15 protein-coding genes are annotated in these 13,644 nt (G+C 65.8%); 10 read left to right on the top strand and 5 right to left on the bottom strand.

Going from position 1 to position 13,644, the window contains the following annotated elements; translation table 11 throughout:
• Window position 1 precedes the first annotated feature (1 nt).
• The 6 genes from pdxA to ACRWQA_RS16140 all read left to right on the top strand — a co-directional run bounded on the left by pdxA (window position 2) and on the right by ACRWQA_RS16140 (window position 4,681).
• Window positions 2-1,057 carry a 4-hydroxythreonine-4-phosphate dehydrogenase PdxA gene (pdxA, locus tag ACRWQA_RS16165; RefSeq protein ID WP_434229372.1) on the top strand — a complete coding sequence of 352 codons (1,056 nt, stop codon included), beginning with the start codon at window positions 2-4 and terminating at the stop codon, window positions 1,055-1,057.
• Window positions 1,058-1,083: 26 nt separating this feature from the next.
• Window positions 1,084-1,896 (top strand): 16S rRNA (adenine(1518)-N(6)/adenine(1519)-N(6))-dimethyltransferase RsmA, encoded by an 813-nt coding sequence (gene rsmA, locus ACRWQA_RS16160; RefSeq protein ID WP_263582900.1) that lies wholly within the window; start codon window positions 1,084-1,086, stop codon window positions 1,894-1,896.
• On the top strand, window positions 1,893-2,291 hold the full coding sequence (gene apaG / locus ACRWQA_RS16155; protein ID WP_263582901.1) for a Co2+/Mg2+ efflux protein ApaG: 399 nt from the start codon (window positions 1,893-1,895) through the stop codon (window positions 2,289-2,291). Before rsmA ends, apaG begins: the two co-directional genes overlap by 4 nt.
• Before the next feature lie 63 nt (window positions 2,292-2,354).
• A complete protein-coding gene (locus ACRWQA_RS16150; protein ID WP_263582902.1) occupies window positions 2,355-3,182 on the top strand; it encodes a symmetrical bis(5'-nucleosyl)-tetraphosphatase in 828 nt (275 codons plus the stop codon).
• Between the two features lie 24 nt (window positions 3,183-3,206).
• Window positions 3,207-3,545 carry a thiosulfate sulfurtransferase GlpE gene (glpE, locus tag ACRWQA_RS16145; protein ID WP_263582903.1) on the top strand — a complete coding sequence of 113 codons (339 nt, stop codon included), beginning with the start codon at window positions 3,207-3,209 and terminating at the stop codon, window positions 3,543-3,545.
• Window positions 3,542-4,681 (top strand): tRNA nucleotidyltransferase/poly(A) polymerase-related protein, encoded by a 1,140-nt coding sequence (locus ACRWQA_RS16140; protein ID WP_263582904.1) that lies wholly within the window; start codon window positions 3,542-3,544, stop codon window positions 4,679-4,681. Before glpE ends, ACRWQA_RS16140 begins: the two co-directional genes overlap by 4 nt.
• A gap of 33 nt (window positions 4,682-4,714) precedes the next feature.
• Here the strand turns inward: ACRWQA_RS16140 and folK are convergent, their stop codons facing one another.
• Both folK and folB read right to left on the bottom strand, forming a co-directional pair.
• On the bottom strand, window positions 4,715-5,224 hold the full coding sequence (gene folK / locus ACRWQA_RS16135; RefSeq protein WP_263582905.1) for a 2-amino-4-hydroxy-6-hydroxymethyldihydropteridine diphosphokinase: 510 nt from the start codon (window positions 5,222-5,224) through the stop codon (window positions 4,715-4,717).
• Entirely contained in the window at window positions 5,224-5,589 is a 366-nt protein-coding gene (folB, locus tag ACRWQA_RS16130) for a dihydroneopterin aldolase (protein ID WP_434229371.1), read from the bottom strand. Before folB ends, folK begins: the two co-directional genes overlap by 1 nt.
• A gap of 134 nt (window positions 5,590-5,723) precedes the next feature.
• Here folB and plsY point away from each other — a divergent pair, with 134 nt between their 5' ends.
• Complete coding sequence (gene plsY / locus ACRWQA_RS16125) at window positions 5,724-6,314, top strand: glycerol-3-phosphate 1-O-acyltransferase PlsY (RefSeq protein ID WP_412031195.1); 591 nt, start codon at window positions 5,724-5,726, stop codon at window positions 6,312-6,314.
• Window positions 6,315-6,324: 10 nt separating this feature from the next.
• Here plsY and tsaD read toward each other — a convergent pair whose 3' ends face one another.
• On the bottom strand, window positions 6,325-7,362 hold the full coding sequence (tsaD, locus tag ACRWQA_RS16120; RefSeq protein WP_263582907.1) for a tRNA (adenosine(37)-N6)-threonylcarbamoyltransferase complex transferase subunit TsaD: 1,038 nt from the start codon (window positions 7,360-7,362) through the stop codon (window positions 6,325-6,327).
• Window positions 7,363-7,552: 190 nt separating this feature from the next.
• Here tsaD and rpsU point away from each other — a divergent pair, with 190 nt between their 5' ends.
• The 3 genes from rpsU to rpoD all read left to right on the top strand — a co-directional run bounded on the left by rpsU (window position 7,553) and on the right by rpoD (window position 11,840).
• A complete protein-coding gene (gene rpsU, locus ACRWQA_RS16115; protein WP_010629611.1) occupies window positions 7,553-7,768 on the top strand; it encodes a 30S ribosomal protein S21 in 216 nt (71 codons plus the stop codon).
• A 143-nt stretch (window positions 7,769-7,911) separates the two neighbouring features.
• Window positions 7,912-9,735, top strand: a complete 1,824-nt coding sequence (dnaG, locus tag ACRWQA_RS16110; RefSeq protein ID WP_434229370.1) for a DNA primase — start codon at window positions 7,912-7,914, stop codon at window positions 9,733-9,735.
• Between the two features lie 248 nt (window positions 9,736-9,983).
• Window positions 9,984-11,840, top strand: coding sequence for an RNA polymerase sigma factor RpoD (gene rpoD / locus ACRWQA_RS16105; RefSeq protein ID WP_434229369.1), 1,857 nt, complete (start codon window positions 9,984-9,986; stop codon window positions 11,838-11,840).
• Window positions 11,841-11,956: 116 nt separating this feature from the next.
• On the opposite strand, the gene ACRWQA_RS16100 is transcribed toward rpoD, so the two are convergent.
• Both ACRWQA_RS16100 and ACRWQA_RS16095 read right to left on the bottom strand, forming a co-directional pair.
• Entirely contained in the window at window positions 11,957-12,643 is a 687-nt protein-coding gene (locus tag ACRWQA_RS16100) for a hypothetical protein (protein ID WP_434229368.1), read from the bottom strand.
• Window positions 12,644-12,666: 23 nt separating this feature from the next.
• Window positions 12,667-13,611, bottom strand: a complete 945-nt coding sequence (locus ACRWQA_RS16095) for a LysR substrate-binding domain-containing protein (RefSeq protein WP_434229367.1) — start codon at window positions 13,609-13,611, stop codon at window positions 12,667-12,669.
• Window positions 13,612-13,644: the final 33 nt, after the last annotated feature.

The raw sequence follows: 13,644 nt of genomic DNA, 5'->3' as shown, positions 1-13,644 counted from the left end.
CATGCACCTTTCCGCTCCCGTGCTGGCCGTGACAACGGGTGAGCCTGCCGGTATCGGCCCCGAGCTCACCCTGCAGCTGGCGCTGGGTGAACCCCTGCCCGGGCGAGTCGTGGCGGTGGGCGACCCGGCGCTGCTGGCCGAGCGGGCCGCGCTGCTTGGTCTCGAGGTCAGCCTGCTCGAGCTCATGCCGGGCGAACCGGTGCCGGAAGCGCGCCCCGGCGTCCTGCCGGTGTGGCCGGTGGCGCTGCGTGTGGCGAGCCGGCCCGGGGAGCTGGCCGTGGCCAATGCCGGCTACGTGCTCGAGACCCTCGACGTGGCCATCGCTGCCTGCCTTGATGGTCAAGCCGACGGAATCGTCACCGCGCCGCTGCACAAGGGGGTGATCCTGGACGCCGGCCATGCCGGTTTCCGCGGCCACACCGAGTACCTGCGCGACGCCTGCGGCGTCGACGAAGTGGTCATGATGCTGGCGACGGACAGCGCCCTGCATGCTCGCGAGCCGGGCTGGCAGGGCAGCCCGGCGCTGCGGGTGGCCCTGGCCACCACCCACCTGCCGCTGCGTGAGGTGGCCGATGCCATCACCGGGCCCGGTCTGGAGCGCATCCTGCGCATCCTGCGCGCGGACCTGGTGCGTTGGTTCGGTGTCGATGCGCCGCGCATCGCCGTGTGCGGCCTCAATCCTCATGCCGGCGAGGGGGGGCACCTGGGTCGCGAGGAGATCGAGGTGATCGAACCTTGCCTCGAGCGCCTGCGCGGTGAAGGCTTCGTCCTTGACGGACCGCTGCCGGCCGATACCCTGTTCACGCCGCGTCATTTGGCCGGCGTCGATGCCGTGCTGGCGATGTACCATGACCAGGGCCTGCCGGTGCTCAAGTATGCCGGCTTCGGCCGGGCCGCCAACGTCACCCTGGGCCTGCCGATCGTGCGCACCTCGGTGGATCACGGCACGGCACTGGACCTGGCCGGCCGTGGCCTTGCCGATGTGGGCAGCCTGCGAGTCGCCGCGGCGCTGGCCGTCGAGATGGCAAGACGCTGCTCGACCGCGACAACTTTCTGACGAACGCACAGACAAGGATTCATCGAATGGCATCGCGCCCGCCGGTTCATCGCGCTCGCAAGCGCTTCGGCCAGAATTTCCTGCGTGACCCCGGCATCATCTCGCGAATCGTACGCGCCATTGCGCCGCGCCCCGGCGACCGGCTGGTGGAAATCGGCCCCGGTCAGGGCGCCCTGACCGAGCCGTTGATCGAGGCGGCAGGTGGCCACCTCGAGGTGATCGAACTGGACCGTGACCTGATCCCGGGCCTGCGCGTGCAGTTCTTCAACTACCCGGAATTCGTCGTGCACGAGGGCGATGCACTGAAGTTCGACTTCCGCGCCCTGCGTGGCGATGGCGAGCCGCTGCGGGTGGTGGGGAACCTGCCCTACAATATCTCGACGCCGCTGATCGGTCACCTGCTCGAGGCGGGCGATGCCATTGCCGACATGCACTTCATGTTGCAGAAGGAGGTGGTAGAGCGCCTGGCGGCCGAGCCGGGCGGTCCCGACTGGGGCCGGCTCTCGGTGATGGCGCAGTACCGCTGCCGCGTTGACGACCTGTTCACGGTGCCGCCGGAAGCGTTCGTGCCGCGGCCCAAGGTCGACTCGGCCATCGTGCGGCTGACTCCCTTTGCCGAGCCGCCGTGGCCAGCCAATGACGAGGCGCTGCTGTTCCGAGTCGTACGCCAGGCCTTTGGCCAGCGGCGCAAGACCCTGCGCAACAATCTCAAGGGGCTGATCGAAGGCGAAGCCATGGCGGAGCTCGATATCGACCCCGCGCGGCGGCCCCAGACTCTCAGTGTCGAGGAGTTCGTAAGGATCGCCAATCATCTGGCCGCTACGGAGGCGACGTCATGACCCATGCGCCGGACATGCCGCTGGAAAGGGAAGTACTGGTCGACGTGGAGCCCGCCTTCCGCGACGACGAGTCCTCGCGCGACGAGTCGCGCTACGTGTTCAGCTATACCGTGACGATTCACAACCACTCGAAGCGCAGCGTCCAGTTGCTGGCGCGACACTGGCGTATCACCCAGGGCAGCGGCAAGGTGCAGGAGGTGCGCGGCAAGGGCGTGGTGGGGCAGCAGCCGATGATCGGCCCCGGGCAGACGTTCCGCTATACCAGTCGGGCGATTCTCGACGGCCCGGTGGGTGTGATGGAAGGCACCTACACCTGTGTCGATACGGCCAGCCAGCGACCCTTCGAGGTGGCCATTGCCCCCTTCCGCCTGGCCGGCCCCAACCAGGTACACTGATCGCATCGCCCGGGGTGGCCCTCGGGTCGTCTGGTATCCACACCAAGCCGCAAGGGAAATGCCATGAGCGTCTATGCCATCGGGGACCTGCAGGGCTGCCACGCCGAATTCGTCGAGCTGCTGGAACGCATCGACTTCGATCCTGCAGGCGACCGCCTGTGGCTGGCCGGCGATCTGGTCAACCGCGGCCCCGAGTCGCTCGCGTGCCTACGTGAGGTGCGTGCTCTGGGCGATGCCGCGCTTACCGTCCTCGGCAACCACGACCTGCACCTGCTGGCCGTGGCTCGCGGCGGTGCGCGGCTCAATCGCAAGGATACCCTTGACGAGATCCTGGCCGCCCCCGATCGTGAAGCGCTGCTCGACTGGCTGCAGTCGCGGCCGCTGCTGGCTCGCGAGAACTTCGACGGGCAGGGCGAGACCGTGATGACCCATGCCGGGCTTCTTCCCGACTGGTCCCCGGAACAGGCGGCCAGCCTTGCCGGCGAGGTCGAGGAGCGGCTCGGCAGTGAGTGCAGCGGGGCGTTTCTCGAGCGGATGTACGGCAACGAGCCGGCCTGCTGGCAGGCGTCGCTCGACGGCATCGATCGCCTGCGCGTCATCGTCAACGTGCTGACACGGATGCGCTTCATCGATGCCGATGGCTGTCTCGACTTCAGCGCCAAGGAGGGGCTCGACAGCGCCCCGGCCGGCTTCGCCCCTTGGTTCCGCTATCCTCGCCATGACGACGTGCGCCTGCTGTTCGGTCACTGGGCGGCACTCGAGGGGCATGCCGAGGGTGCCCGGGTGCGCGCCGAGGCCCTGGATACCGGCTGCGTATGGGGCGGCAGCCTCATCGCATTGAACCTTACCACCGGCGAGCGCATCGGCGTGCCCAGTCGCCAGCGACGCTGAAATTTCTGCCATATGGGAGGCCTTATGCCGACCCCCGCGTTCCAACACCTGACGATCGATACCCTGACGGCCTGGATCGATGCCGACGACCCGCTCACCCTGGTCGATATCCGCGATCCCATGAGTTTCGACGCCGGTCGCATCCCCGGTAGTCGCCATCTCGACAACGACAGTGCCTCGGCGCTGCTCGAGTCGGCTCCACGCGAACAGCCGCTGGTGGTGGTGTGCTACCACGGCCACTCGAGCCAGCAGGCCGCGGCCTGGCTGGCGGGCCAGGGCTTCGCCGAGGTCTACAGCCTCGATGGCGGCTTTACCGAGTGGGCACATCGCCTTCCCGAGCGGGTGGAGCTTGGCCACCCATGAGCGGATGGCGGGATCGCTTCCTCGACGGCCTCGCGGTCTACCGCGTGGGCGGTGCAGTGCGCGACGCTCGGCTGGGCTGGCCCACCGTCGATACCGACTGGGTCGTGGTTGGGTCGACGCCGGAGGAGATGCAGCGCCGCGGCTTCCGTCCTGTGGGGCGCGACTTCCCGGTCTTCCTGCACCCCGAGACCCATGAGGAATATGCCCTGGCCCGCACCGAACGCAAGTCCGGCCATGGCTACACCGGCTTCGAGGTTCACGCCAGCCCCGATGTGACGCTGGAGGAGGACCTGGCCCGCCGCGACCTGACCATCAACGCCATGGCCGAGACGCCCGAGGGCGAACTGGTCGACCCCTACGGCGGCCAGCAGGACCTTCAGGCCAAAGTGCTGCGCCATGTCTCGCCGGCCTTCGTCGAGGACCCGCTGCGGGTGCTGCGCACCGCGCGCTTCCTGGCACGCTACGCCGGGCTCGGCTTCGTCATCGCCGAGGAGACCCGGGCACTGATGCGAGAGCTGGCGGCAAGTGGCGAGCTTTCCCACCTGGTGGCCGAGCGGGTCTGGACCGAGACCGAGAAAGCGCTGGGCGAGCCGGAGCCGACAGTCTACTTCCGCGCATTGCATGATTGCGGAGCGCTGGCGGTACTGATGCCGGAGCTCGGCGAGGATGGTCCGGCGTTCGGCTCCGCTCTGGCAAGGCTCGATAGCCTGCCCGGCAGCCTGCCTGAAGGGGAACGCCCGCGCTGGCGCTGGGCACGGCTAGTGGAGCATCTCGATGAAATCCGGCAGGAGGCGTTGGCCGAGCGCCTGCGGCTGCCGCGAACCTATCGCGACCTGGGTCACCAGGCCGCGCTGACCCGCCAACTGCGCCGCCAGGCCACGCCCGATGCGGATGAGGTGAAAGGGTGGCTGGACGGTATCGACGCCTGGCGGCGTAGCGAGCGCGTGCCCCCCTTGCTCGCACTGCTGGCGCTGGACGCTCCGGCACTGGCCGTGACGCTTGAACGAGCCTGGCAGGCTGTGTCGCGGCTCGAGGCGAAGACACTGGTGGCAGAGGGCTTCCGCGGCGGGGAATTGGGCGCGGAGCTGGCCCGCCGTCGTCGGGCCATACTCGCTAGGGAGCTGGGGCAACCGTAGTCCTGCGGGGCTGCAGCCGCCGAGCGGCAAGGCCTAGCGCTTCATATTGCGCTTCCAGTCGAACTCGACCGGCCACAACCGCTGGTCACCAGCCTCGAATTCCGACCACAGTTCGGCGTAGGTTCGTCCGTCTTCGGGATGTGGCGTATCCGGCAGCAGCTCGGCGAGCGGCAGCAGCACGAAGGCGTGATAGAGGATCTCGTCGCGCGGCAGCATGACGCCGTCGTGCTCGCCGACGAGGTCGCCTACCGTCAACAGGTCGACATCCAGCGTCCGTGGGCTGAACTTGGGCGTACCCTCGCGCCGGCCGTGGTCGCGCTCGATGCGCTTGCACCAGGCCTGCAGCTCCCCGACCGGCCAGTCACAGTGAAACACTGCCACCAGATTGAAGAAGTTGCGGCCATCCTCGAAACCCACCGGTTCGCTTTCGTAGATTCGCGAGACGCGAATGTCGCCGAAGGTTTTGGCAAGGGCATCGAGGCAGGCCCGAACGTGGCGCTCGCGATCGATATTGCTGCCAATGCTGACGCTAACCCGAGCCATCAGGGATTCTCCGGGCGAATGCCGCGCTCGATGCGCACGCCCACCGAGGCTGCCGCAGGCACTGCGCCGGGCTTGCGTAGGGTGAGCCGCAGCCAGGGCACGGCGAACTCCGCCATCAGCAACTGGGCAAGTCGCTCGGCAAAGGTCTCGACCAGGGAGAAGTCGTGTTCGGCGGCGAAGCGGGCGATACGCTGGCTGATGGCGGCGTAGTCGAGCGTCCTTGCCAGATCGTCGTCGGCTGCCGCCGGACGAATGTCGGTGGCCAGTTCCAGATCGAGCGTCAGCCGCTGGCGAATGCTGCGCTCCCAATCGTATACGCCGATGACCGTCTCGAGTTCGAGCGACTCGATCAGTACGCAGTCCATGCCCGGCCTCCATAGAATTAAAGGAGGCCCGATTGTACTGAGCGCCGGAGGGGAATGACAGGCTTGCCGTGCTGTCCCCAGGGCGTCGGGGCTGGCATCATTCGGCGATGAACGCGTGAAGGAGGTGGGGCCGGGTGACGGTCGAAGGGGGATTGCTGCTGTTGACGCTGGCGCTGCTGGGCTACGTCAGCGGCTCTTGCTTGGGGGCGCTATGGGTCTGTCGTCTGGCAGGCGTAGGTGATCCCCGTATGGAAGGTTCGGGCAACCCGGGCTTCTCCAACGTGCTGCGCCTGCATGGTCGTCGGCTGGCGGCGGCAACCCTGTTGCTCGACGCTCTGAAGGGGATGCCCGCACTATGGCTGGCCATGGGGCTGGGCCTGGCGCCATGGGCCCAGGGCGTGGTGGGGCTGGCGGTGCTGCTCGGGCATAGTTATCCCCCCTGGCATCGCTTTCGCGGCGGCAAGGCGGTGGCAAGCGCCTTCGGCGTGCTGCTGGTGCTGACGCCCTGGGTGGCCCTGTGCTGTGCCGGGCTGTGGACGGTGCTGGCCTGGCGCGTGCGCACCGCGGCCGTGGCGTCGCTGGCCAGTGCCGGGGTCGCCCCGCTGGCCAGCCTGTGGCTGGCGCCGGACTACGTGTGGGTGGTGATGACTTTTACCGTGCTGGTGCTGGTGCGACACCTGCTCAACATCCGCCGCCTGGGCAGCGGCGACGAGCACGTGCTCTGAGCCGGTGCGCTCAGTCGCCGGTGGGAGCCGTCAGGGTTGCCATCGGCCAGCGCGGTACTGCTTTCATGCAGCCGACCTCGTCGCGCTCGCCGGCCAGCAGCCGCAGTGCGCCAGCGAGGGCGATCATGGCGCCATTGTCGGTACAGAAGCGGCCGCGGGGATAGTAGACCCTGGCGCTGCGCTTCTCGGCTTCGTGCGCAAGGCGCTCGCGCAGGCGCGTGTTGGCACTCACGCCGCCGGCCATGACCAGGCGTTTCAGCCCGGTGTCGTCGAGCGCTCTCCGGCACTTGATCACCAGGGTGTCGACCACGGCTTCCTCGAAGGCACGGGCTACGTCGGCGCGCGCCTGCCCGTCGAGCTTGCCGTCCCGCTCCAGCTGGCGAAGGGTGGTCAGGGTGTGGGTCTTGAGCCCGGAGAAACTGAAGTCGAGGCCGGGGCGGTCAGTCATGGGGCGGGGGAAGCGAAAGCGCCCCGCGTCGCCGTTCTCGGCCAGCCGGGCCACCTGAGGGCCGCCGGGATAGTCGAGACCGAGCATCTTGGCGGTCTTGTCGAAGGCTTCGCCAGCGGCGTCGTCGACCGATTCGCCGAGCAGGCGATACCGGCCCAGCTCCTGGACTTCGACCAGTTGGGTATGGCCGCCGGATACCAGCAGCGCAACGAAGGGAAAGGCGGGCGGCGACTCCTCGAGCATGGGGGCCATGAGATGCCCTTCCATGTGATGTACGCCAAGCACCGGGATATTCAAGGCGCGTGCCATGCCATGGGCGGTGCTGGCGCCGACCATCAGGGCGCCGACCAGCCCCGGACCGGCGGTGTAGGCGATGGCATCCAGTTCGCGGCGAGTCATGCCGGCTTCGTCGAGCACCTGCTCGATCAGCGGCAGCAGGCGCCGGGTATGGTCGCGGGAGGCTAGCTCCGGTACTACGCCGCCGTACTCGGCATGCATGGCAACCTGGCTGTAGAGGGCGTCGGCCAGCAGGCCGCGGTCGGTGTCGTAGATCGCGACGCCGGTCTCGTCGCAGGAGGTCTCGATGCCAAGGACTCGCATGATGCAGGCTCGTGAAGAGTGAGAGCCGCATTCTACCAAATCGGGGCGTTGCCATCCCGCTTTCAGCCACGCGGATTTGCATTGCTTGGTATCGCCGACTAAACTACCGTGCGCTGTACAATTGGGTCGTGTGCCCAGCCAGGGTACGCGTTCAAACCGAACTCAAGATTCTAAGGTAGGTGAGTGCTTAATGCCTTCTGTCAAAGTACGTGATAACGAGCCGTTTGACGTCGCGCTGCGTCGCTTCAAGCGTTCCTGTGAAAAAGCCGGCATTCTCTCCGAGGTGCGTCGTCGCGAGCACTACGAGAAGCCGACTGCAGAGCGCAAGCGTAAGGCGGCAGCTGCGGTGAAGCGTCACGCCAAGAAGCTTCAGCGTGAGCGTAAGCGTTTCGAACGGCTCTATTGATCCGTACTAAGGAAGTGCCGACGCCTTGGGCATCGACGCTTCTGGAAGGATGACCAAGCGGCTGCCGTCAGGTGGCCGCTTGTTTTTCACGACCCGCTCCTCTGTCGTTTCATTTACCCCCGCCGGGAGGTGGCGAGACCTACATGGCCGGCCAGATCCCTCAGCGTTTCATCGATGACCTGCTGGCGCGCGTCGACGTGGTCGAAGTGGTAGGCGAGCGGGTGCAACTGAAGAAGACCGGGCGCAACTATTCCGGCCTGTGCCCTTTTCATCAGGAAAAGACGCCATCGTTCACCGTCAGCGCCGACAAGCAGTTCTACCACTGCTTTGGCTGTGGCGCCCACGGTAATGCTCTGCGCTTCCTGATGGAGTACGACAAGCTGCGCTTTCCCGAGGCGGTGGAGCAACTGGCGGCAAGGCAGGGGCTCGAGGTGCCGCGGGAAGGTGCCGACGACCCACGTGCACAGGCACGTGAGCGCAAGCGCCAGGAGGGCGTCAATCTTCTCGAGCTTGCCGCCAGCTTCTATCGCGAGCGGCTGAAGATGCCCGAGGGGCTGGCGGCGCGGGAGTACCTGGCCCGACGTGGCCTCTCCGAAGAGGTGCAGCGCGACTTCGGTATCGGCTATGCGCCGGACGACTGGGAGGCCCTCAAGCGCCACCTGAGCGCCCGGGACATAGCGGAAACGGTGCAGGTCGAGTACGGCCTGCTGGTGCAGCGCGAAGAGAGCGGGCGAACCTACGACCGTTTTCGCGACCGGGTGATGTTTCCGATCCGCGACGTACGCGGGCGCACCATCGCCTTTGGCGGCCGGGTACTCGGCGATGCCAAGCCCAAGTACCTGAATTCGTCCGAGACACCCGTCTTCCACAAGGGGCGCGAGCTCTACGGGCTGTTCGAGGCCAGGCAGGCCAATCCGCGACTGGAGCGGCTGGTCATCGTCGAAGGCTACATGGACGTGGTGGCGCTGGCTCAGTTCGGTATCCGCAATGCCGTCGCCACCCTCGGCACCTCCACCAGTGAGGAGCACCTGGCCCGGTTGTTTCGCCTGGTCAGCGAAGTGGTGTTCTGCTTCGACGGAGACAAGGCGGGGCGCCAGGCGGCCAGTCGCGCGCTGGAGACCGTGCTGCCGCAGATGATCGACGGGCGTGAGGCGCGCTTCCTGTTCCTGCCCGAGGGCGAGGATCCGGACACGCTGGTGCGTCGCGAAGGGCGTGAGGCCTTCGAGAATCGCATCACCTGCGCCAGCCCGCTGTCTGAGTTCCTGTTCGACCAGGCGTCGCGGGGGCGCGACTTGGCACGCATCGAGGAGCGTGAGCGTTTCGCCAGCCAGGTGCTCAAGGCGGCGAGCCGTCTGCCGCAGGGCATGCTGCAGACGGTGCTGCTGGGGGAACTTGCGCGGCGCACCGGGGTCGACCAGTCGCGCTTCGAAGCGCTCTTGGCGCGGGAAGAGGACGCGGCACCATCACCGGTGGAGCCGAATGCGGCGCCTGCCGCAGCTCCAGTCGGGCAGGGTGCGGTCAGTCATGTGTCGTCGGCCAAGGGAGCTGCGCTGGGGCTGGTGGCGCGGGTGCTGCAGCTCCTGGTGCACGAACCGGCGCTGGTCGAGCGCCTGCCTGCCGAGGACGACTGGTGTCCCGAGGGCGATGGTGATGCCGCGCTGTGCCGCGAGCTGGTTCGGCTGTTGCGTGCCGGCCGCTATCGCAGTCCGCAGGTGGTGCTGGCCCACTTTCAGGGCAGTGCCCAGGGTGAGCGGCTGGCGCTGCTGGCTCGACGCGAAATGCTCATTCCGCGCGGTGCCAGGGCCCAGGAGCTGGATGGTCTGGTCGAGCATTTTCGTCGGCACCTGAGGCGGCCGTCGTGTCAGGAGCAGATCGACGCACTGCTGGCAAAGCAACGTTCGGGAGAGCGGCTCTCGCCTGAGGAGCGACAGCAGCTCATGATGCTGCTGGCCGAGCTGGGAAGTTGAGCTACAGGCGTCATGGATGACGAAGGATATCGGTGGCGGGGTTGAATTTTTTTCGACCACCACCACATAAGGGGCATGGACCGAGCCCCGCGACAGCATAACCGTTTAAACTAACACACCTGAGTGACCGAGCAAATGGGCCGCACTGGCGGGCTCGCGGTGTTTCCCGCTATACTATTGGGCTTCATGAGTTTTCTCCACCCCAGCGCTTCAGGTGCTTCATTCTTCTTCGTCGAGATAGGGTTTCTATGGCTGGAAATGCGCAGCAGCAGTCACGTCTGAAGGAGTTGATCGCGCGTGGCAAGGAACAGGGCTACCTGACCTACGCCGAGGTCAACGACCACCTCCCCGAGGATATTGCCGATCCCGATCAGGTGGAAGACATCATCGGCATGATCAATGACATGGGTATCAGCGTCGTCGAGGAAGCTCCCGACGAAGATACCCTGATGATGTCCGATCATTCCGCCGACGAGTCGGCTGCCGAAGAAGCCGTGGCTGCCCTGGCGGCGGTGGAGAGCGATGTAGGCCGGACCACCGATCCCGTGCGCATGTACATGCGCGAGATGGGGACCGTCGAGCTTCTGACCCGTGAGGGCGAGATCGAGATCGCCAAGCGTATCGAGGAAGGTACGCGTGAGGTAATGTCGGCCCTGGCTTGGCTACCCGGTGCGGTGGAATCGATACTCGAGGCGTACGATGCCACCCAGGACGAGGAAGCCCCGGGTCGCCTCTCCGATCTCTTCTCGGGTTTCATCGATCCCGACGAAGGCATTCCAGGCGTGGCCGAGGCCGAAGTTCCCGAGGAGGAGCTCAGCGCCGCCGCTGGCGACGACGATGGTGCCGATGACGACGACGATGATACCGGCGAGGCGGAGGAGGAGAGTGCCGGCGGTCCCGACCCCGAGGAAGCCAAGGCTCGCTTCGAGCAGATCCGCGAGCAGAACGAGCTGGTGCGCGAGGTGCTGGCCAAGCACGGCCGGGGCAGTGCGCAAGCCCAGGCTGAGATGGAGCGTCTGGCCGAGCTGTTCTCGCCGATCAAGCTGGTACCCAAGCACTTCGAGCGCCTGGTTGGCCAGGTGCGCATCAGCGTCGAGCAGGTTCGCGCTCAGGAAAAGACGTTGATGCAGCTGTTCGTCAAGAAAGCCAAGGTGCCGCGCAAGAACTTCATCAAGGCGTTCCCGGGCAACGAGTCGCGCCAGGAGTGGGTCGACGAGTTCATAGCTCAGAACGCCAAGTTCGCCGACCGTCTGGCACCCCTGCGTGCCGACATTCAGCGCGCCCAGCGCCGTATCGCCTTCGAAGAGGACATGGTTCAACTGGCGGTGCCCGAGCTCAAGGAGATCAACCGCAGGCTCTCCATTGGCGAGGCCAAGGCGCGCCGGGCCAAGAAGGAGATGGTCGAGGCCAACCTGCGCCTGGTGATCTCTATCGCCAAGAAATACACCAACCGCGGACTGCAGTTCCTGGACCTGATCCAGGAGGGCAACATCGGCCTGATGAAGGCGGTGGACAAGTTCGAGTACCGTCGCGGCTACAAGTTCTCGACTTATGCCACCTGGTGGATTCGCCAGGCGATCACCCGCTCGATCGCCGACCAGGCGCGTACCATCCGTATTCCGGTACACATGATCGAGACGATCAACAAGCTCAACCGGGTTTCTCGCCAGATGCTGCAGGAGATGGGTCGCGAGCCCACGCCGGAAGAGCTGGGCGAGCGTCTCGAGATGCCCGAGGACAAGGTGCGCAAGGTGCTCAAGATCGCCAAGGAGCCGATCTCCATGGAGACGCCCATCGGTGACGACGACGATTCGCACCTGGGCGACTTCATCGAAGATGGCACCATGCAACTGCCGATCGACCTGGCGACCGGCGAGGGCCTGATCGAGGCGACCCGCAACGTGCTTGGCGGGCTGACTGCCCGCGAGGCCAAGGTGCTGCGCATGCGCTTCGGCATTGACATGAACACCGACCACACCCTCGAGGAAGTTGGCAAGCAGTTCGATGTCACCCGCGAGCGGATCCGTCAGATCGAAGCCAAGGCGCTGCGCAAGCTTCGCCATCCGAGCCGCTCGGAGCCGCTGCGCTCGTTCCTCGACGAGTGAGGCTGGAACGCTCCTGAGCCTGGAGCCCCACGATGCAAGAAGCCCATGGCCGTAAGGCCATGGGCTTCTTGCTTTGGAAGCGCACTAACCGACACCGAGAGGGCCAGCGTTGCCGTTCAGGCCTTGGGCCGGGCCTGCTGCCAGTGTCGCGTGAGCAGGACGAGCTCGATGACGGCTATCAGGATCAAACTGTAACCGAGTAGTTCGGTGATCTCCTCAGCGGCCTCCTTGAAGGTGCGCTGATAGTGGTCTTCCAGAATGGCCATCCACATTTCGCTGCGCCCGTACAGGCGAGAAAATACGTAGGTGACGAGGAAGCCGGCAGCGAAGAGGCCGAACGAGAAGCTGTTGCTGTAGGTCTTGAATTCGGTCGTGAAGCGCTGACGCTGCCATAGCACGAAGGAAAGGCAGGGGAGCAGCACTAATGTCACCAGAAGTTGCCAGGCGCCATCGAAGACATACTTGTCCAAGTAGTAGTCCTGCTCGCGAATCAGCGAGGCGACGAGCAGCGCAAACATCAAAAGCGAGACGGTGGGCAACTCACGCCTGGCGGGAGGCGTGCACAGCAATACGGCGCTGATTGCCAGTATCGCGCTCTGGCACAGCTCGGTGAAACCCAGTTCGGCGAAGGAGCGTCTGGCTGGCAGGTACAACGCCTCGAAATAGATACCTTGCAAAAGCGCGGCGATCAGAAGGATATAAAGGATGGCGCGAAGGAAGGCCGCACCAAGGCCGATGGGCGCCGTTGGTTGCGGCGACATAGGAGTTCGTGGCATTGGGATTCCGTTGGGCAGGACAGGCATACGCTAACGTCAGGATTGTAGCGTCATCGGTTGAGGCCTGCCATGGCCAGGTCGCGACTGCGCCGGGCCTCCTCCACGATCCAATCATGCACCGCCGCCACCCGGCGGTCGTCCAGGGCGCCGCTGGTGTGCACGATACCGTAGCGTTTGCCGGTTGGGATGCGGGCAGCGAAAGGGGCAATCAGCGCGCCTGTCTTGAGTTCATCGGCGAGCAAGGCCTGGCGGGCGATGGCCACGCCCATGCCGGCGATGGCGGCTTCCATCGCCAGCCGGTGGCGGTTGAAGGTATAGCCGCGGCGCACGTTGAGTGGCGGCGCCTCGATGGCATTCAGATAGTGCTCCCACTCGGCATAGGGGTGCCCGCCGCGCCAGGCGGTGATGTCATGCAGCAACGGATACCAGGCCAGCTCCTCAGGGCGTGAAAGGGCGGGACGGCGGCGCATCAGGGCCGGGGAGCACACGGGGAAGATCACTTCTTCCATCAGCGGGGTAATGGCGAGTCCCGGGTAGTAGCCGTCGTTGAGGTCGATGGCCAGGTCGAACTCACCTTCACGCAACGACAGGCTACTGTCCTCGGCGATGACCTGCAGTTCGATGTCGGGAAAACGCGCCTGAAGTCTCGGCAGCCTCGGCATCAGCCACTTGCTGAGGAACGCCGGCACGCTGCGCAAGCGAATCACACCGCTCATCACGCCGCTGCGCAGGCGCTTTACCTCGAGACCGACCGATTGGTAGGCCTCATCGACTACGGCGGCTAGCCGCTTGCCCTCCTCGGTGAGCTCCAGGCGTCGGGGCAGGCGGCGAAAGAGCTTGAAGCCCAGCCGTTCCTCGAGCTGCTTGATCTGCTGGCTCACCGCGCCGGTAGTGACATGCAGCTCCTCCGCCGCGCGAGTAAAGGAGAGGTGGCGGGCACTGACGGCGAAGACTTTCAGCCAGGCGTGAGTCTGGGCATGGAGTAGGCGGCTCATGGTTTAGTTTAACTATAGCCTCTAGCAGTTATT

The organism is Billgrantia sp. C5P2, from assembly GCF_051062895.2.
This window is presented reverse-complemented; position numbering and strand designations above follow the sequence as displayed.